The organism is Pseudomonas sp. NFPP24, from assembly GCF_900112095.1.
GTDB classification, from domain to species: Bacteria; Pseudomonadota; Gammaproteobacteria; order Pseudomonadales; family Pseudomonadaceae; genus Aquipseudomonas; species Aquipseudomonas extremorientalis.
In genome coordinates, this window is sequence record NZ_FOKD01000002.1 from 272,206 (window position 1) to 291,324 (window position 19,119).

Consider the following 19,119-nt stretch of genomic DNA (forward strand, 5'->3'; position numbering starts at 1 on the left):
CACACTCCTGGTAGGAACAAGTTTTCACCCCGGTCAGCCCGGGTCGTCTATCGGGAAGAACGAACTACGACCGACAACTACCTGGTCTTGCGAACCTGCTGATCTCGTGCCCATTAAATGTGAGTTTTCGATCACCCGTAACTGTCAAACTTAACAGGTGCCGAGCGTTTGAAGCGCGCACGGGTGTAACGCCAGTGCGCGCGGCTTCAATCATCCGAAAGGCAAGGCGGCCGGCCACCAGGACGGATCAACGTAATGGCCACCAACCTGTAAGGAGACCACCCCATCCCGCCTCCTGCGGGTTTCATCACCCGGTACCGCGCTTTGGCTGAACCATATCGAGGATTTGTTTGCCCGGTAGGTGGTTTCACCAACCCTGGGTGCAGGATGTAGGGGTCGAAGGGAACTCTGAACTCATAACCATCCCGAGCCTCTGTGGAACTCAACGTATGGGAAAATGTGTCAATCGTTTCGGGCATGACGCCACTCGGATGACCGTTGGGGTTAGCGTAACTGGCCCATTCGAGAACCACCTGGTCACCGCCTTCCAGCAAGCTAGCGTCCCCCGGAATGAAGACGCCTACACCGTTAACCCAAGGCCTCAATGGGCAACTGATAAACCCTGCATCAGGCCCCGGTCCATAGGTGACACCAACGTACTCCAGGTCCTGCAACCCGACGATGGGCACAGTGTTGACAATCACCGGGGTGTCCTCTGCACGTTGGCGGTTCACACCATTAAAGGTCCAATAGAAGAAAGCGAAGATGCCGCCGCTACCAACAATGGGTGCCAAATCAGCCCAGTCGACGAAAAACTCGATCTCCTGCCCGGCGACGTCGGTGAGCTGCACGGTGTAGGTGGCCAACGGTACCGGATGGGTACCTACCATCAGCTCCAAGGTTTCGTTGGCATTAGGCTCGTCGAACAGCAAGGTCACGACCCGAACAGGGAGGCCCACGTCATTGGGGGTCAGCAGGTTGTCGCCGTCTCGCCCCTTGACCGTGACTGTCTCCAGCAAGCGGTTGATCGGGTGCGGATTGTCTGGGTTGACAGAGCCGGCAACCGTCAAGTTGACAGGGACAAATCGAGGTTGCGAGTCCCTGGGCGCCGCCGGAACTCGCTCCCATGTGTAACCCGCCCGAATCGTCCCCGGCGTCACCTCAAAACCACCTGTGGCGAGGACCGAATACGGGATTCCCACGGGGATGGGCCAAGTCTGAATAGCCGCAATCTCAATTACAGGCAAAGGAATCAGGTTCCAGAGAGGACGCAGAATGTCCCCCGGTGCAGAGCCGAATATTTCAGGAATATTCATGAACACACCACCGGGCTCGCGGGCATCGCTCAGTGTGATGAGTCCGTCGTTCAACTGAGGCAGGTCGACCGGGCGCAGCTCAACAGGTGTTACAGGCAAATTGATATACAAAATGCTGGTAAATGACGGACCCGATTCGCGTTCTGCCCGGTCTCGCAGCCAGTAGTATGCGTTGTACTCTCGATTGGACGCCAGACCACGCAGGACGTCCCCGGGGAAAATCACCTCAACGGGCGCTCCGTCCTTGTGTGCTTGGGTGATGGTGGTCTTGGCAACAATATCCTGTTGCCGTGGATGCCTGTGCAAGGGCCGACGCATAGGCAAAAGAGCCAGGTAGGCTTCGACCACATCGCCTAATCGCATATCCAGCCAGGCAGGCGTGGTCGAAGAAACGATGGTGCCCACCACTTGATCGTTATGGGCGGGGTCATTCAGGTAATCATCAGTGACCCCGTTTTGTTCAATTTCAGGTGGAAATCGCAAGCGTGGGCCACGCTGCCCCTGATTAGGCCCGACCTTGTCACTGTCCAGCAGGGTTACAAAAGACGACTCGCCGGGGTTCCCACTGCTTTCCCTGAGCAACACTTCGTAGTGCAAGTTATGCAAGCCAGCGGCATCCATCAGAGTGGACGGTACCACCGTGTCAACGAGAGGCAAGTCGGTGGCATCGTAAGGTGCCTCCAGCCGCTTGGTGTCAAACGGTACGCCATCCCAGTACCAGACAACGGCAGTTATGTCGCCAGGGAGCAGAATGCCAGTCCCCCCCCACAGGGCGGGTACCTGGACTCGCAACCCCGTACTTTGAAAGGGCACCGAGATCTTGAAACCAACATCGTCAGGCATCAGAGTCAACGCATCCGGCGCCACCGGGGCAACCGCTTCCAGTACCCCAGGAGTCCTGGAATTAACGGGCATTGGCGTCGTTACAGTGGGTTTAGTCATATCTAATCTCCTTGGCAATCAGCAGTAAGCCGCCGTCGACCAAGGGGTGGTATGCACTAGCCCCCACGGCCGAGAAGAGTAGTTAATACGTTTGAACTGACTACGAATACTGTCAGAACTAACAGGTATCCCTGCATTCTGAAGCGTGCAAGAAAAGTGAAGCCCGTGTAGAAACAACGAGTAGTGCCGTACAGGCGGCGTTGCACCGCCCTTTTCAATCAGACCAGCGGCAATCGCCACTCAATCGGCGTCTCACCATTCTGCTCAAGAAACTTGTTGGTCCGGCCGAAATGCCCACACCCCAAAAACCCGCGATACGCCGACAACGGTGACGGATGCACAGAGGTCAGCACCAGGTGCTTGGTCGCGTCGATCAGCTTCTGCTTGCTCTGGGCATGGGCGCCCCACAGCAGAAACACCAGGTGCGGCTGATGTTCGCTGACCACTTCGATAATCCGATCGGTAAAGAACTGCCAGCCCTTGCCCGCATGGGCGTTGGCATTGGCGCGCTCGACGGTCATGGTGGTGTTGAGCATCAGCACGCCCTGATCGGCCCAGCTCTGCAGGTAGCCGTGGTTGGGGATGTCGATGTTCAGGTCGCGCTTGAGCTCTTTGTAGATATTGACCAGCGACGGCGGCGTCGGTATGCCCGGTTGCACCGAGAAGCACAGGCCGTGGGCCTGGCCGGGGCCGTGGTACGGGTCCTGGCCGAGGATCACCACCTTGACCTTGTCCAGTGGCGTGGAGTTGAGCGCGTTGAAAATCAGCGGGCCGGGCGGGTAGATCTCTTTGCCGGCGGCATGTTCCTGGCGCAGGAACTCGCGCAACTGGGCCATGTACGGCAGCTCGAACTGATCCCGCAGGGCGTGTTTCCAGCTGGGTTCGAGTTTGATACGGTCGTCGTCGGTCATGGTGAATGGTCTTGTCAAAAAGAATGAGGCGAACCCTAGGAAAGCCGACCCCGCTTGTCAATTGATCTGACACATCGACGCCACTTTCCTGCGAAGCGATCATACTCATCCTTCACCTTCTCGATTGAGGTCACGATGAACCTGCACTTCGAAGAGCTGACCGGCAGCGACGGCGCCCGCATCGGCATCGCCAGCCTCGACGCTGAAAAGTCCCTCAATGCCCTTTCCCTGCCGATGATCCTCGCCTTGAGCAGTCGCCTGGACACCTGGGCCAAAGACCCGAATATCGTCTGCGTGCTGTTGCGCGGCAACGGCCCCAAGGCCTTTTGCGCCGGTGGCGAAGTGCGCAGCCTGGCGCAGGCTTGTCGCGAAGAGCCCGGTGTGGTGCCGGCGCTGGCGGCGCAATTTTTTGCGGCGGAGTATCGCCTTGATTACCGGCTGCACACCTACCCGAAACCGGTGATTTGCTGGGGTCACGGCTATGTGCTGGGCGGCGGCATGGGTCTGCTGCAAAGTGCCGCGATCCGCATCGTCACCCCCAGCAGCCGGCTGGCCATGCCGGAGATCAGCATCGGCCTGTACCCGGACGTCGGCGCCAGTGAGTTCCTGTCGCGCCTGCCGGGCAAGCTCGGGTTGTTCCTCGGACTCACCGGTGCGCATATAAACGGGCGTGACGCGTTGGACCTGGGCCTGGCCGACCGTTTCCTGCGTGACGACCAGCAGGACGAATTGCTTGATGGCCTGCTGCAACTGAACTGGCAGGAACAGACCCCGATGCAGCTCAACAGCCTGCTCAAGGCGCTGGCCCAGGAAGCCGCCAGCCAGCAACCCGAAGCGCAATGGCTGCCGCGCCGGGCACAGATCGACGAATGGCTGGATGTGGGCGACGTGCGGTGTGCCTGGCGCGCCTTGAGCCTGCTGAGTGAGCATACCGATCCACTGTTCAGCCGTGCCGGCAAGACGTTGAGCGAAGGCTGCCCACTGACCGCCCATCTGGTGTGGGAACAGATCCAGCGCGCCCGTCACCTGTCCCTGGCCCAGGTGTTCCAGATGGAATACACCCTGAGCCTCAATTGCTGCCGTTATCCTGAATTCAGCGAAGGGGTGCGCGCGCGTCTGATCGACAAGGACCAGGCGCCCCATTGGCATTGGCCGGATATCAACGCCGTTCCTGAGGCGGTGGTGCAGGCCCACTTCGACAAGGCCTGGGAAGGTCGCCACCCGCTGGCCGACCTGTCCGATTACTGACGGCTGCGCCCAAAAAAAAGCGGCGCTTCATGCGCCGCTTGCCGTACAGGCCCGTCAACGGTGACCGCCGCGGCCACCTCCATGGTCGGAGCCGCGACCGTGTCCACCACCATTCCCCCAATGACCTCCGCCCCAGCCCTGGTTTGGATACGGCCGGTAACCGGCACGCGGCCCGTAGTAACGCGGGGCCGGCTGGTAATAACGCGGGGCCGAGTAGTAGCGCGGTTGTGGCGCGTAGTAGCGCGGCGCGGGGTAGTAATCACGGCGGTACTGATACGCCGTGCCGCCGCCGTAGTAATACACCGGTGCCGGTGAGGTATAGACCTCGGATCGATAGTAGCTCTGGCCTCCATCGTAATAGGGCACGCAAGCGGAAAGGGTCAGACCGAGTAAAGCGCTGAGCAGCAGTCGTCGATACATGGCGGCCTCCTGGACCGCGGAAGAGCGCCTCCAGCGACGCTGGAGGGCGGCACTCAACTTTCATTGAATGACGAAATATCTGACATCAAAAACTGAATCTGGTGCGTTTTCGTAATAGGTTGAAACATCTACGTGCGCTTTATCGATTCAGTAAATTTATCTGGCTCGCAACTTTCTCAATTGCGATGATGTCACTATGACATCGCCAAGGGCCAGGGAGGCTCTAGCGTGCACCCTTCGCTACCCTGCCCGGACCTGACTCATGAAAATCTCAACCAAACTGCTGCTCTCATTCCTACTGTGCGCGCTGGTCACCCTGGGGGTGGGCCTGCTGGGGATCAAAGGCGTGGTTCGCCTCTCGTCAGCGCTGGAGCTGACGTTCTCCAACAACCTGGTCTCGGTCAGCAACACGGCCGCCACCCTCAATGGCATAGTGGCCCATAACCGTGGCTTGTATCGCTTGCTGGATGCCAGCAAGGGCGACGTCTCCCCACAGGATCGCGACCGTGTGCGCCAGGATATCGCCCAGGAACTCAAGCGCAGCCAGGCTGCGTACGCCACCTACCGCGCTACGCCGCTGGAAGACGACGAACGGGCAGCGGGAGACAAGCTTGACCTGCTCTGGCCCAGCTACATCAGCAACTCCGAAAGCATCATGGCGATGCTCGACGGCGGCCAGGTCGATCAGGCCCGCACCCAACTCAACACCAGCAATAATGAACTCTTCCGCCAGGCACGCGAGCTGATCCGCGTGATGATCGAGTCCAACAACCGCCAGATCAAGGAAGGCGCCATCGCTGCCGAGGAACTGCGCAACAGTGCCTTGACCTGGATGATCAGCGGCATTGTGCTGGCCTTCATCATTGCGGTCATCATCGGTGTGTTGATCACCCGCCTGATCACCCGCCCCATCGCTCAAGCCGTGCAGAACGCCCAACGCATTGCCCAGGGCGACCTGACCCAGGCCATCGTCACCGAGCGTACCGACGAAGCCGGGCAACTGCTGATGGCCCTCTCGGATATGCAGGGCGGCCTGAAAAGCACCCTGGTGGAAATCGCCAACGCGTCCGACCAGCTTGCATCGGCGGCTGAAGAACTGAGTGCGGTCACCGATGAAAGCAGCCGTGGCCTGACCCGCCAGAACGATGAGATCCAACAGGCGGCCACCGCCGTCAACCAGATGACCGCCGCCGTGGACGAAGTGGCCAGCAACGCCGTCTCGACCTCTGAAGCCTCGCGCCAGGCCACCACCGAAGCCGAAGAGGGTCGCCAGCAAGTGGAACAGGCCGTGTCCGGCATGAGCTCGATGGTGGTTGAGATCAATGACTCCACGCAGTCGGTGGCAGACCTCGCCGGGCAGGTACGGGAGATCGGCAAGGTGATCGATGTGATCCGTGGCATCGCCGACCAGACCAACCTGCTGGCGCTCAATGCGGCCATTGAAGCGGCCCGTGCGGGTGAGCAAGGTCGCGGTTTTGCCGTGGTCGCCGATGAAGTGCGCGCCCTGGCCCATCGCACCCAGACGTCCACGGTCGATATCGAAAAGATGATTGGTGAAGTGCAGACCGGTGCCGACGACGCCGTCGCGGCGATGAACAAGAGCCTGACCTGGGCTAACAACACCCAGACCCTGGCGCAGAACGCCGGCGAAGCGCTGCAACGGATCACCACCAGCGTGGCGAAGATCAATGAACGCAACCTGGTGATCGCCTCGGCCTCGGAGGAACAGGCCCAGGTGGCCCGCGAAGTGGACCGCAACCTGCTGAACATCCAGGACCTGTCCACCCAGACGGCCGCCGGCGCCCATCAGACCAACGCCTCCAGCCAGGACCTGTCGCGCCTGGCCACCTCGTTCAACGTGCTGGTCAGCAAGTTCCAGCTCTGAGTGGCCTGGGCGGGGACGGCCCTGTATCGTACAGGGCCTGGCGGAATCATCCGCAACCTTGCCCGAACCAGCCCATGACCACACCCACCCTTTGCCCCGCCTGCGGTGCACGCAACGACTGCAGCCTGGCTGACCCACGTACGGTTGACCAGGCCTGCTGGTGCTACAGCGTCACCATCGACCCGGCGGTGCTCCAGGCCCTGCCCGATGAACTGCGCAACCAGGCCTGCCTGTGCCCGCGCTGTGCCCAGGTCGATGAGCAACTGCGTAGGGTTGAGCCGACGTAATGCGGGTGGATCGTTTCCTCAGTAACCTGCCGCGCTTCAATCGCAAGCAAGTGCGCCTGCTGTTGGTTGAGCGGCGTGTGGCGGTGGATGGCGTGGCCGTCAGCGACCCCCATCACGAGGTGCGGGAATTCAGCCGAGTGAGCGTTGACGATGAGGTGCTGCAGGCAGGCAAACCGGCGCGTTACTTCATGCTGCACAAGCCCCGGGGGTGCGTGAGCGCCACCTCTGATCCGCAACATCCGACGGTTCTGGATTTACTCGATGAGCCGGACAAAGGCGAATTGCACATTGCCGGTCGTCTGGACTTCAACACCACCGGCCTGATGCTGATCACCAACGACGGCCAATGGTCGCGGCGCCTGACGCAACCGCAGACCAAGTTGCCCAAGGTCTATCTCGTCGAGACCGAACAGGCTATCGGCCCCGAATACGCAATGACATTTGCCAAGGGGATGTACTTCGCCTTCGAAGACCTGACCACCCAACCTGCCGAGTTGGAGTTGCTCGGGCCGAGACGCGCTCGCTTGAGCATCATCGAAGGGCGTTATCACCAGGTGAAGCGCATGTTCGGGCACTTTGATAACAAGGTCATCGGCCTGCACCGCGAGCGCATGGGCCCCCTGGTGCTGGATGCGACCCTTGCGCCCGGCCAGTATCGGGCGCTGACTGACGACGAAATCCGACAGGTCTGACGACCGTTCAGCCGCTGATAGCAAAAAACCGCCAGGTCACCTTGCGAGGTACCGACTCGACTGCTTGAATCAGGATCACCAGTTCAAATATGACTGGCGAGTCGCCTATAACCTCCAAGAAACACCTTGCCCCGCCCGCGCTTGATCTACGGGCCTTCCAGGCAAACAGCCCGTCACAACAACACCCGTCGGCCAGCCGTCATCGGATCGACATGGGCCCTCCTTTTCCAGGCGTATGCCTACCTGTCACAAAGCTCGTGCAGAGTGATCTGCGCGCCCTACCCGCTTGCCAGGAGTCTTACGACATGAGGCCAGAAATCGCTGTGTTGGATATACAGGGTCAGTATCGGGTTTACACGGAGTTCTATCGCGCGGACGTTGCTGCAAAGACCATCATCCTGGTCAACGGCTCCATGGCCACCACGGCATCCTTCGCCCAAACCGTGAAAAGCCTGTACCCGCAGTTCAATGTGGTTTTGTACGACCAGCCCTACGCCGGTCGCTCCAAAATCCATAACCGCCATGAGCAGATGCTGACGAAGGAAGTCGAAGGCCAGATCCTGCTGGAGCTCATCGACCACTTTGCCGCTGAACATGTGCTGTCGTTTTCCTGGGGCGGTGCCGCCACCCTGGTCGCCCTCGCCCACCGGCCACGTCGCGTGGAAAAAGCCGTGATCAGCTCGTTCTCCCCAGTGATCAACGCGCCCATGCGCGACTACCTGGAACGCGGCGTCGACTACCTCGGCAACCTCGACCGCGATCGCGTCGGCCACCTGGTCAACAGCACCATCGGCAAACACCTGCCGTCACTGTTCAAGCGCTTCAACTACAAGCACGTGAGCAGCCTGGCCGAGCACGAGTATGGGCAGATGCACTTCCACATCAGCCATGTGCTCAACAGTGACCGCCTGTGCTACCTCAAGGCGGCCAGACAGATTGACATCCCGGTGTTGTTTTTGAACGGTGAATGGGACGAATACACCAGCGCCCAGGATGCCAAGCTGTTTGGCCAGCATGTGGCAAAAAGCAGCTTCAGCACGATCCAGGCCACGGGGCATTTCCTGGACATGGAGCACAAGGCCGCCTGTCGGGACAGCCGGGATGCGGTGGTGGGCTTCTTGAAACCGGAGCGCCAGGTCAGCCGATTGCGTTATCAGACCGGCCCGGCACAACATGCCTTTGCACTCTGAAACACGCCCCCTTGCAAGAGCGGGCTTGCCCGCGAAGAACGTCAACGATAACGCTCGTCTCCTGAGAGAACGTGGCGCTCTTGAGTCTTTCGCGAGCAAGCTCGCTCCTGCAATGGGTTCGCTTGTCGATGTGTGAGACATCTGTAACCCACACATTTTTTTGAAGAAAAACTTCAAATCCCGGCGAACTTCTGGTACAAAGTCAGCCGCTCTGAGCGGGTATAGTTTAATGGTAGAACAGTAGCTTCCCAAGCTTCCGACGAGGGTTCGATTCCCTCTACCCGCTCCACTCAGACTCTCGTTCCGCGTCAGGTTGTCTCTGACGAGGGATGCAAAAAACCGGTCCTTTGGTGGCCGGTTTTTTTATGCGTTGAATTTGATGGGAGGGTGGCAACTGCACGCAGGCGAGTGAACCGGGTAGCTTTCGGGATACCGGCACACTTTATGCGTTGCGTGCAGTTGCCATCGAGCATGTAGCGGCTGACAAACCATAAATAGCCTTCCCATGGTGTACAACCCAACGCGTTCCGATGAGCGTGTAGGCAACTTCGCAAGATCAGACTTCAGCGGTCAACGCGTAGATGCACATTGTGTTTTTCGGCTTTCCTCCCCCGTGGTATGGGCGGCCTGGAGTCTGTACAAGGCGTTGGCTCCTGGACCAACGCCGCCCGAGCTGGACATACCGCCAGACACTCAACCGCTTGAGTGAATTCCCCGCTGCACCACCCACGCCAACGGCAACGTCACCCCCAACATCCCGGCCAGCAGCATCACCGCCACCGTCACGCCCAGCGCATCCCCCACCCCGCCGAGCACCACCGGCGCCAGCGCCCCGCCACCAATCGTGCCGGTGTAGAACACGGCGAACGCCTGTTCGCGTTTCTCTGCTGGTGCCAGATCGGGCACCGCACCGTACAACACCGAAGACGTGCCGTTGAGCACCAGCCCCAGCACCGGCAACATCACCATCAACCCGCTCAACGGCAGGTACACCGCCGCCACGATCAGCAGTACCGTGCAGCCCTCCGTCAACCACACCGTCTTCATAATGCCGATGCGTGCGCCCAGGTAGCCGCAGAATAATTTGCCGAACGCGCCGCCGATAAACAGCAGGGTCAGGGCCAGGCCAATACCGGCGGTGCCGGCCCCCTTGGCCTGCAGCAGAAACGGCAGGAAGGTGAGAAAACCCATGCGCACGGCGCTGTCGAGGGTGCCGGTGAGGATCAGTGCGCGCAGACCGGTGACGGAGCCTGTTCCGGTGAAGGGTTTGGCTTTTTTGGTCGAGGACGCTTCGGATGTTTGCGCAGGAATAAGCCACCACAGCAACCCCGCCGCCGCCAACCCCAGCAACCCCAGCAACGTGGCACTGGCGCGCCAACTGATCAGCGTGAGCAACAGGCCGACCAGACCGGGGATCAGGGTTTTGCCGATGTCGCCGGAGAAGTTGTACTGGGACAACGCCTGCTTGATTCCGCCACCGTCTTCGTAGGCATCGCTGATCATCGAAGACGCCAGCGGGTGTTGGCTACTGGCCCCCAGCCCACCGAGCAGCAGCGCCAGCAATAGCATCACCAGCCCGGTGGCCTGGCTCACCAACAGGTAAGCCGTGCCGGCGAGCGCGGTTCCGCCGACCAGCATCGGCACTCGGCCCCAGCGTTTTGCGGCGCGGCTGGCCATGAGCTGGAACACCGCCATCATCCCGGAATAGGCACCGCGCAACAGCCCGACCTGGGCGTAGGACAAGGCGAACTGTGTTTGCCAGATCGGCAGCAGCACGTAGATGACATCGGTCAGGCCATCATGCACGGCGTGGGCGCTGCAGCCGGCGATCAGCGTGCGACGGCGGGGTGGGATGGCATTCATGGCGTCGGGATCAGTTGGGGTTTGGCGGGCCTCCAGCCGGTCAGGGCGATCAGCAAGGTCAACACCTGGAAGGTGATAATCAGCGCCACACACCCGGCCCAGCCCCAGCGTTCCCAGATCAATGCCGGGACAATGGCGCCGCAACTGCCGCCCAGGTAGTAACACGTGAGGTACACCCCCACAGCGCCTGCCTTATTGTCACGGGCCGTTGCCGTGGTGAACGCGTTGACTGCCGACTGCGCGAGGAATACGCCGGTAGAACTGAGGGCCAGGCCCACCACGATGCACCACAAGGAAGGCACCAGCGTCAGCGCCGAGCCGCTGATGCCCAGTAGCGCAGCCACACTCAGCAGTTCGGAGTGGGGCCGGGATTTGCTGAGGCGCCCGGCGATGGGGATCACGATCAGCGCCAGCAAAAACACCATATACAGCGCGCCCAATGCCGCAGGCCCCAGGCTGAAGGGCGGTAATCCAAGGTACAAACCTGCGTAGGTAAACGCTGCGACCTGTGAGAACAACACACAAAATCCTACGGCGTAGGCAGCCAGCAAAGGCTTGCTAAAAACCGCCGAGAACGAGGGTTGAACCTTCTCTGATCGCGCACGACTCATCGGCAACAGAAACTGGATAAACCCACCCACCATCAGGCTCAGCACCGCCAGCCATTCAAAGGCTTCGCGCCAGCCGACATATTCAGTCACGACGCCTGTGATGAAACGCCCGGCGAACCCACCCAGCACGGTCCCTGCCACATACAGGCTGGTGACCTCCGTCAGCGTACCGCCACGCCAGCGGTCGCCGATATACGCCACGCTGGTGGCGAACACCACCGGGATCAACACACCCGCCACACACCGCCACACCAACACTTCGGCAAAGCTGTCGGCCCAGGCGGTCATCAGTGACGGCAGCGCCAACAGCAAAGCCGCTGCGCTGATCACCGTGCGTGGTTCGAAGCGCCCGGTCAGGCGGCTGACAAACGGCGCAGTGATCGCCACGGCCAGCGTCGTCACGGTGATGCTCCACCCCGCCGCCTTGGCGCTGATGTGAAACTGCGTAGCAAATGTCTGGAGAATGCTCTGTGTGGCATACAGGTTGAGGAACGCCGCGCAGCCACACAGGAACAGGGCAAGACGGGCACAATGCAGGCGCGGTTTCATGAAACCTCTCGTTTTATTTTGTGAGGTCTTTATAGAATGGCCGGCAGGTCTTGAACCAATACCGATTTCGGACCGATCAATACCCAAGGACCAGGATGCTCGACCTACGCAAACTGCGTTACTTTCTGACCGTCGCCGAAGAATTGCACTTCGGCCGCGCAGCTATTCGCCTGCACCTGGCGCAACCGCCGCTGACGCGACAGATCTCGGCGCTGGAAACCGAGCTGGGCTTCAAGCTGTTCGACCGCACCAGCCGCACGGTCACCCTCACCGCGCAAGGCCGCTCATTCCTGCCCTATGCACGCGGCGTACTGGAGCAGGTGGAATTGGCACAGGTGATCGCCGGCAAACTCGCGGCAGGTACGGCCGGGCAACTGGCGTTAGGCTATGTCAGCTCGATCGCACTGTCGGACCTGTTCAGCCAGGCGATCCAGGCGTTTGCCCAACGCTTTCCCGATGTGCAATTGACCCTGGTGGAATGCGCCTCGGGCAGCCTGGGTGCGCAGGTGACAGATGGGCGGCTGGATATCGGCCTGAGTCGCCTGTTGCCCCAAGGCGAAGCGGTGCAAGCGCTGTCCCTGGGTGAAGAACGCCTGGTGGCCGCTGTGTCCAGCGACAGCCCGTTGGCCAATCAACCCAACGTCAGCCTGGCGCAGCTCTGTGCCTACCCGTTGATTCTGTTTCCAGCGGATTATGGCTCGGGGCTCAACCAGTCCATCGAACAGCTTTACCGGCACCACGGCCAGCCGTTACGCCCAGGCCCGACCGGGCGGCAGATCACCTCGATCATTGCGCTGGTGGCCGCCGGACAAGGCGTGGCGTTGGTGCCGGCGTGTACGCAGAGCCTGGTGAATAAAGGCGTGACGTACAGGCCGTTGGTGGAAGCGGATGCGTGTGCGCAGCTGTTGGTACTGACCCGAACAGAATCAAAAAGTGTACTGGTTGATGCGTTTCTCGCAGTCATTGCACAGACGCTAAAGGTCCGGTAACGCCGCTGCAAAACCTCGCAATACCTCCTTGCGGCGCCATTCCGCCGCGCTCATACACTCTCTTGACCACCTGCCAAAACGCCGGTCATCGACCACTGGTAGGTAGAGTGTTGATAATTTCATTTCAGTGGTTATAGTCACCACCATCACACACCACAAGGAGGTGTTGTGGATAGCCGATATTTGATAGGTCACATCGTTGCGGACGGTTGGTATCTGGTATGCATCAGAGGCAGCCATCACCACTTCAAGCACCCGACAAAACCGGGGCTGGTGACGATTCCCCATCCAAAGAAGGACCTGTTGGACAAGACCGCCAAGAGCATTTTGAAACAGGCTCTGCTGAGTTAACCGTCCGTGGAGGACAACAGACATGCTTTACCCGATTGCAATTTCAACCGGCGACGACGACCACGCCTGGGGCGTGGAAGTCCCGGATATTCCCGGCTGCTACTCCGCCGGCGATGACCTGGACGACGCCATGGCCATGGCCCGCGAAGCCATTGAAGGACACTTCGAGATCCTGGCGGAAGACGGTGCACCGATTCCCAGCGCGCAAAAGGTCACCTTGCACGCCGCCAACCCTCAATATGCAGGTTGCACCTGGGCGGTGGTGGACATTGATGTCACCAAGTACCTGGGCAAGGCGCAGAAGCTGAACATCACGCTGCCCGGTTATCTGCTGAACCGCATCGATGAATATGTGCTGCACCACCCGGAAGAAAAAAGCCGTTCCGGCTTTCTGGCTTCAGCGGCACTTAAAGTGTTACAGCAGGACCACTGAACAAATCGAATTCAATCGCAAGAAACGTAGTTTCCAGTTGGGCGGCGTGGTCTAGATTCAACGCTACCCCGCCTACCCAGGAGCCCGCTCATGTCCTACGAATACAAGCTCATGCCTTCGCCTGTCGGCGTACTCACCCTCGTGGCGCGTGCTGGCAAACTCAGCGCCATCCTCTGGGCAGAAGAACGCGCCAACCGCGTGCGCCTGGGTGAACTGCACGAGGCCAATGACAGCCCGGTGTTGCTGGAGACCGAACGCCAGTTGCACGAGTACTTTGCCGGCAACCGCAACCAGTTCGAACTTGAGCTGGACTTTACCGGCACCGATTTTCAGAAGCAGGTCTGGCAGGCGCTGCTCACCATTCCCTTTGGCGAAACCCGCAGCTACAGCCAAATTGCCCAGCAGATCGGTAACCCTAAAGCCGTTCGCGCAGTGGGCGCGGCCAATGGACGTAACCCGATTTCGATCATTGCGCCGTGCCATCGGGTCATTGGCGCGTCGGGCGGCTTGACCGGGTTTGCCGGAGGGTTGAAAGCCAAGCAATATTTGCTCGCGCTTGAAGGTACTGGCCAGGTCGAATTGGCGTTTTAAGAAGCGTCGGTCAAATGTAAAAAGAAATTTCAAAGATTCCCTGCGGTCCATAACTTCATCACCCTTCCAAGGAAAACGGTCATGAAATTCTCCGCAGTCTCCCAATCCCTGTCCCGCTGGGCCGGCAGCCCGCGCACGTTCTACGCGGCAGTGGCGCTGATCCTGGCGTGGAGCTTGAGCGGGCCGTATTTCCACTACAACGACACCTGGCAACTGATCATCAATACCTCGACCACCATCATCACCTTCTTGATGGTGTTCCTGATCCAGAACACGCAGAACCGCGATAACGACATCCTGCATATCAAGATCGACGAGCTACTGCGTGTGTCCAAGGATGCACAGAATGCGGTACTTAGCCTGGATGGGCTGGATCGCAAGGAACTGGAAAAACTGCGCCAGGAATATCGCAGCATCGGCAACGCCGGCACGGTAAGCCTGAACAGCAGTTGTGGTCATGCCGCCGACGATGCGGCAGCGACCAAGACCGATTTGAACCAGGCATGAAAAAACGGCGGTTGGAGAAGATCCAGCCGCCGTTTTTTCAGTTCAGGAGACAGGCTCAACCGTCGCCTTGATGACCTTTGCCATAGGTCGACGCCAATTCACGGGCTTTTTGCAGACGCTCCTCCAGCTTGGGCAGCGTCTCATCGACCAGGGCTTTGATTTCCGGCACATCCGACGCCGCACCTTCCTGCTTGAACAGGGCGATGGCGTCTTCGTTTTCCTTCACTTGCTGCGCAGTGTAGGCCGCATCGAAGGAGTCGCCGTCCTTGAGTTCGGGCATCAGGGTTTCGGCTTTATCGACAATCTTTTCGCGCGGTGCCACGGGCAGGTCGAGCTTCTTGGCGATGGCCGCCAGGTGCTGGTTGGCCAGGGTGCGCTCGTTGATCACCTCGATGGTGTAGTCCTTGATTTCCTGGGACGAGGTCTTGGCGTGGGCCATGCGGCTGGTTTCGATATCGGCCATGCCTTTGGCCGAAGCCTGCTCGATGAATTCAGCAGGCGACTGGGCGAAAGCATTGCTGGCGCCGAGGCCCAGCAGCATCGCGAAACTGGCGGTGCGTAACCGGATAGCCATGCGGCTCATGATGGGTTCCTCCAGGGCAAAAATAGGGGCGGGGAATACACCCCGCCCTCATTTCGAATTTTGAGGGCGGTAAAGGTTTAGAAAAAACTTGTCAGTGCGACGAACGGTCATCACCGAATCAGGCGGGCTTGCCACCGTTGCAGTGTTCGCCCTCAATGGGCCGATCAGCCTTTATCGAGGGTGCGCAACTTCTGCGGCAGCCCCCACAGCAACAGCGCCGCCGCCAACAGCGCACACACACCGATCACGTAAAGCGCCGGGGTGGTGCTGCCGGTGAGGTCCTTGATCCGCCCCACCATCACCGGGCTGACAATGCCGCCGAACTGCCCGAGGGTATTGATCACCGCAATGCCTCCCGCCGCGCCTGCACCGGCGCCGGCCAGCAACTTGGGTGGCAGGGTCCAGAAGGTCGGGATCGAGGCGATGATACCCGCGCCCAACATGCCCAGGGCGATGATCAGGAAGGTGGTGTGGTCGGCAAAAATCCCGGCACTGAAAAAGCCTATCGCCCCCAGCACCACCAGGCCGCAGACAAACTTGCGCCGCTCGCCGGTGGCATCCGACAGCCGCCCGATTACCACCATGCTGATGGCGCCGCACACATAAGGAATCGCTGTGAGCAGGCCGATCATCACCGGGCTCTGGGTGCCGGCGCTGCGGATCAATTGCGGCGCCCAGAAGTTGAGGCCGTAGGACGCCACCTGGATCAGGAAGTAGATAAAACCGAGCATCAGGAACCCGGGGATGCGGATCGCCGACAGCAGCGAACCGCCGTGCTGGTTCGGCTCATGCTTGGCGATACGGCTTGCCAGCAACGTCTTCTCTGCCGCCGTCAGCCAATGGGCGTCTTCGATGCGATCCTTGAGCAACGTCAGCACCAGCAAACCCAGGCCAATGCAAGGCAAGCCGCCGAGCAGGAACAGCCAGTGCCAGCCGCGCATTTGCAACACGCCGTCGAGGTGTTCCAGCACCAGGCCGGAGAACGGTGCACCGACCAGACCGGCAAACGCCGAGGCCAGGAACAACATCGACGTGATACGCCCACGGAAGTGCTGCGGGAACCATAAGGTCAGGTAATACAGCACGCCTGGCGCAAAACCCGCCTCCATCGCGCCGATGATGAAGCGCAGGCCGTAGAACTGCCACTCGGCCGTGACAAACACCATGGCCGCCGTCGCCAGCCCCCACGACATCATGATCCGCGCAATCCAGCGCCGGGCGCCGACCTTGTACAGCATCATGTTGCTCGGCACTTCGAAGATCACATACCCCACCACGAACAGCCCGGCCCCCAGGCCATAGGCGGTGTCGCTCAGGCTCAGGTCGGCTTGCAGCTGGAACTTGGCGAAGCTGATGTTGATCCGGTCAAAAAACGCGAACAGGTAGCACACCATGATCAGCGGCATCAGGCGCCAGGCGACCTTGCTGACCAGGGCTTTTTCGGCATTGATTTCTGCGGCCGGGCACGCGCCGGCCTGCAACGTATGAGTGCTCATGGTTTCTCTCCAGCGGGCTGCTCAGCGGCGCCCGATTGTTTTTGTTGTCTGGTACGGCGTTACAGCATGGCGATGTAGGCCGGCGGCGCATGCAGGTCGCCGTTGCGCCCGGCCTTGGCGACCTGGCCGGGCAGGTCGTGGCCCAGCAGGGCCGGCAAGCGGCGGGACATGTGCAGCAGGTGCGGCAGATCGATCCCGGTGTGAATCCCGACTTCGTCGCACAGGTTCACCAGGTCTTCGGTGCAGATATTGCCCGACGCCCCCGGCGCAAACGGACAGCCGCCCAAGCCGCCGAGCGCCGCGTCAAAGCGACGGGCACCGGCCTCATAAGCGGCCAGCACATTGCACAAACCCAGACCGCGAGTGTTGTGGAAATGCAGGGTCAGGTCACGGGCGGATACGCGCTGCAACACGCGCTTGACCAGGCGTTCGACCTGACGCGGATTGGCCATGCCCGTGGTGTCGGCCAGGCTGATGCCCTGGATGCCCAATTGGAGATAAGCGTCAACGATGCGCAGCACGCGGTCTTCATCGATCCTGCCCTCGAACGGGCAACCGAAGGTGGTGGCGATGCTGCCGTTGAGCCTTACCGGATGGTCGGCGGCAAAGCGCGTGATATCGCCAAACGCCGCCAACGACGCTTCACAACGCATACGCATATTGGCCAGGTTGTGGGTCTGGCTGGCGGACATCACCAGGTTCAATTCATCGGCGCGAGACGCGACGGCACGCTGCGCGCCCTTGAGGTTGGGGATCAGCGCCACGTAGATCACACCCGGTTTACGGTCGATGCCCTGGAACACCTGCTCGCCATCACGCAACGCCGGGATGGCCTTGGGCGACACGAATGAACCGGCTTCGATCCGTGAGAAACCAGCGAGGGAAAGCTGATCGATCAAGGCGATCTTGTCCGCTGTTTCGACCCAGGTCGGCTCGATTTGCAGGCCATCGCGCGGGGAGACTTCCTGCACGATCAGCGGGTCGCAATAGTCTGAAATCATTGCACCACTCCCGAGGTTTTCAGGCGTTGGATATCGGCACCGGCCAGGCCCAGGCTGCCAAGAATTTCGTCGGTGTGCTGGCCCAGGGTCGGGCCTTGCCAGTTCACGCCGCCTGGGGTTTCCGACAGTTTGGGTACGATGCCCGGCATCTTCACCGATACACCGCCGGGCAGCTCGGCATTGAGCAACATCTCACGCGCCTGGTAATGCGGGTCGCTGACGATATCCGCCACGGAGTAGATGCGTCCGGCCGGCACTTCGGCGGCTTCCAGGGCGCTGAGCACCTGCTCGATGGGCAGGTTGCTGGTCCAGTGGGTAATCGCGGCGTCGAGCAAACCGCTCTTGGCGGCGCGGCCATCGTTGTGGGCGAACTCGGGCGCTTCGGCCAGGTCGGCGCGGCCGATGGTGTGCATCAGGCGCTTGTAGATCGGGTCGCTGTTGCCGGCGATCACCACGTAGGCCCCGTCGGCGGTCAGGTAGGTGTTGGACGGCGCAATGCCCGGCAAGGCGCCGCCGCTGCGTTCACGCACATGGCCGAGCATGTCGTATTCCGGCACCAGGCTTTCCATCAGGTTGAACACGCTTTCGGCCAGGGACACATCAACAATCTGCCCATCGCCCTGGCCGGTCTTGACCCGCAGCAGCGACATCAGTGCGCCGATCACACCGTGCAGTGAAGCCAACGAATCCCCCAGGCTCACGCCGACCCGCGCCGGTGGCGAGTCCGGGTTGCCGGTGGTGTAGCGGATGCCGCCCATGGCTTCGCCGATCGCGCCGAAACCCGGACGGTCGCGATACGGGCCGGTCTGGCCATAGCCGGAGATACGCACCAGGGTCAGCTTCGGGTTGAGAGCGTGCAGCACGTCCCAGCCGAGGCCGAGCTTTTCCAGGCCGCCGGGGCGCAGGTTTTCGATGAGCACGTCGGCGTCGCCGAGCAATTGCTTGATCAGGTCCAGGCCTTCCGGGGACTTGAGGTCCAGCGCCAGGGACTTCTTGTTGCGCGATTGCAGGTACCACCACAGCGACGTGCCTTCGTGCAGCTTTCGCCATTTGCGAAGTGGGTCGCCCTGGCCCATGGCTTCGATCTTGATCACCTCGGCGCCAAACTCGGCCATCAGCCGGGCGGCGAACGGCGCGGCAATCAGGGTGCCGATCTCGATCACCTTGATACCGCTCAGGGGAGCCGTCATCGGGTGTACCTCTTATTCTTGGAATGTGCGGCCAAGACTAGAGGGCCGATGCAGGAGAAATCCA

Annotated in this window: 19 protein-coding genes and 1 tRNA gene; 11 read left to right on the forward strand and 9 right to left on the reverse strand. The window is 60.6% G+C overall.

Features of this window, described 5'->3' with window-relative positions; all coding sequences use genetic code 11:
- Positions 1 to 206 precede the first annotated feature (206 nt).
- Both BM026_RS04970 and ung read right to left on the reverse strand, forming a co-directional pair.
- Entirely contained in the window at positions 207 to 2,258 is a 2,052-nt protein-coding gene (locus tag BM026_RS04970; RefSeq protein WP_256575336.1) for a hypothetical protein, read from the reverse strand.
- Between the two features lie 218 nt (positions 2,259 to 2,476).
- Complete coding sequence (ung, locus tag BM026_RS04975) at positions 2,477 to 3,169, reverse strand: uracil-DNA glycosylase (RefSeq protein ID WP_093512087.1); 693 nt, start codon at positions 3,167 to 3,169, stop codon at positions 2,477 to 2,479.
- A 135-nt stretch (positions 3,170 to 3,304) separates the two neighbouring features.
- Here ung and BM026_RS04980 point away from each other — a divergent pair, with 135 nt between their 5' ends.
- Complete coding sequence (locus BM026_RS04980) at positions 3,305 to 4,417, forward strand: enoyl-CoA hydratase/isomerase family protein (protein ID WP_093512089.1); 1,113 nt, start codon at positions 3,305 to 3,307, stop codon at positions 4,415 to 4,417.
- A gap of 54 nt (positions 4,418 to 4,471) precedes the next feature.
- Here the strand turns inward: BM026_RS04980 and BM026_RS04985 are convergent, their stop codons facing one another.
- Complete coding sequence (locus BM026_RS04985) at positions 4,472 to 4,837, reverse strand: hypothetical protein (protein ID WP_083351549.1); 366 nt, start codon at positions 4,835 to 4,837, stop codon at positions 4,472 to 4,474.
- 262 nt (positions 4,838 to 5,099) lie between these two features.
- Between BM026_RS04985 and BM026_RS04990 the strand changes: the two genes are divergently transcribed.
- The 5 genes from BM026_RS04990 (at position 5,100) to BM026_RS05010 (ending at position 9,180) form a co-directional block, all read left to right on the forward strand.
- Positions 5,100 to 6,722, forward strand: coding sequence for a methyl-accepting chemotaxis protein (locus tag BM026_RS04990; protein WP_092241366.1), 1,623 nt, complete (start codon positions 5,100 to 5,102; stop codon positions 6,720 to 6,722).
- A 74-nt stretch (positions 6,723 to 6,796) separates the two neighbouring features.
- Positions 6,797 to 7,009, forward strand: coding sequence for a cysteine-rich CWC family protein (locus BM026_RS04995; RefSeq protein WP_071488921.1), 213 nt, complete (start codon positions 6,797 to 6,799; stop codon positions 7,007 to 7,009).
- A complete protein-coding gene (locus BM026_RS05000; protein ID WP_092241364.1) occupies positions 7,009 to 7,701 on the forward strand; it encodes a pseudouridine synthase in 693 nt (230 codons plus the stop codon). The genes BM026_RS04995 and BM026_RS05000 overlap by 1 nt, the downstream gene beginning before the upstream one ends.
- A 305-nt stretch (positions 7,702 to 8,006) precedes the next feature.
- Positions 8,007 to 8,891, forward strand: coding sequence for an alpha/beta fold hydrolase (locus BM026_RS05005; protein ID WP_071488919.1), 885 nt, complete (start codon positions 8,007 to 8,009; stop codon positions 8,889 to 8,891).
- Positions 8,892 to 9,106: 215 nt separating this feature from the next.
- Positions 9,107 to 9,180 (forward strand) — tRNA-Gly (locus BM026_RS05010).
- A gap of 404 nt (positions 9,181 to 9,584) precedes the next feature.
- Here BM026_RS05010 and BM026_RS05015 read toward each other — a convergent pair.
- Both BM026_RS05015 and BM026_RS05020 read right to left on the reverse strand, forming a co-directional pair.
- Entirely contained in the window at positions 9,585 to 10,754 is a 1,170-nt protein-coding gene (locus tag BM026_RS05015; protein WP_093527571.1) for an MFS transporter, read from the reverse strand.
- The gene (locus tag BM026_RS05020) at positions 10,751 to 11,914 is read right to left on the reverse strand and encodes an MFS transporter (protein WP_093527573.1); all 1,164 of its coding nucleotides are present in this window, start codon (positions 11,912 to 11,914) and stop codon (positions 10,751 to 10,753) included. Before BM026_RS05020 ends, BM026_RS05015 begins: the two co-directional genes overlap by 4 nt.
- A 95-nt stretch (positions 11,915 to 12,009) precedes the next feature.
- Between BM026_RS05020 and BM026_RS05025 the strand changes: the two genes are divergently transcribed.
- The 5 genes from BM026_RS05025 (at position 12,010) to BM026_RS05045 (ending at position 14,785) form a co-directional block, all read left to right on the forward strand.
- Entirely contained in the window at positions 12,010 to 12,903 is an 894-nt protein-coding gene (locus tag BM026_RS05025) for a LysR family transcriptional regulator (protein ID WP_093527575.1), read from the forward strand.
- Positions 12,904 to 13,071: 168 nt separating this feature from the next.
- Positions 13,072 to 13,254 carry a type II toxin-antitoxin system HicA family toxin gene (locus BM026_RS05030; RefSeq protein WP_093527577.1) on the forward strand — a complete coding sequence of 61 codons (183 nt, stop codon included), beginning with the start codon at positions 13,072 to 13,074 and terminating at the stop codon, positions 13,252 to 13,254.
- Positions 13,255 to 13,276: 22 nt separating this feature from the next.
- Positions 13,277 to 13,687 (forward strand): type II toxin-antitoxin system HicB family antitoxin, encoded by a 411-nt coding sequence (locus tag BM026_RS05035; protein WP_071488915.1) that lies wholly within the window; start codon positions 13,277 to 13,279, stop codon positions 13,685 to 13,687.
- A gap of 90 nt (positions 13,688 to 13,777) precedes the next feature.
- On the forward strand, positions 13,778 to 14,278 hold the full coding sequence (locus BM026_RS05040) for a methylated-DNA--[protein]-cysteine S-methyltransferase (RefSeq protein WP_092241352.1): 501 nt from the start codon (positions 13,778 to 13,780) through the stop codon (positions 14,276 to 14,278).
- A gap of 81 nt (positions 14,279 to 14,359) precedes the next feature.
- Positions 14,360 to 14,785, forward strand: coding sequence for a low affinity iron permease family protein (locus tag BM026_RS05045; RefSeq protein WP_092241350.1), 426 nt, complete (start codon positions 14,360 to 14,362; stop codon positions 14,783 to 14,785).
- A gap of 55 nt (positions 14,786 to 14,840) precedes the next feature.
- Here the strand turns inward: BM026_RS05045 and BM026_RS05050 are convergent, their stop codons facing one another.
- The 4 genes from BM026_RS05050 to BM026_RS05065 form a co-directional block, all read right to left on the reverse strand.
- Positions 14,841 to 15,368, reverse strand: coding sequence for a DUF4142 domain-containing protein (locus BM026_RS05050; RefSeq protein WP_071488912.1), 528 nt, complete (start codon positions 15,366 to 15,368; stop codon positions 14,841 to 14,843).
- 164 nt (positions 15,369 to 15,532) lie between these two features.
- Positions 15,533 to 16,864 (reverse strand): MFS transporter, encoded by a 1,332-nt coding sequence (locus BM026_RS05055; protein ID WP_093527579.1) that lies wholly within the window; start codon positions 16,862 to 16,864, stop codon positions 15,533 to 15,535.
- Between the two features lie 59 nt (positions 16,865 to 16,923).
- The gene (locus tag BM026_RS05060) at positions 16,924 to 17,865 is read right to left on the reverse strand and encodes a hydroxymethylglutaryl-CoA lyase (protein WP_093527581.1); all 942 of its coding nucleotides are present in this window, start codon (positions 17,863 to 17,865) and stop codon (positions 16,924 to 16,926) included.
- A complete protein-coding gene (locus BM026_RS05065; RefSeq protein ID WP_092241344.1) occupies positions 17,862 to 19,055 on the reverse strand; it encodes a CaiB/BaiF CoA transferase family protein in 1,194 nt (397 codons plus the stop codon). The genes BM026_RS05060 and BM026_RS05065 overlap by 4 nt, the downstream gene beginning before the upstream one ends.
- Between the last annotated feature and the right edge of the window lie 64 nt (positions 19,056 to 19,119).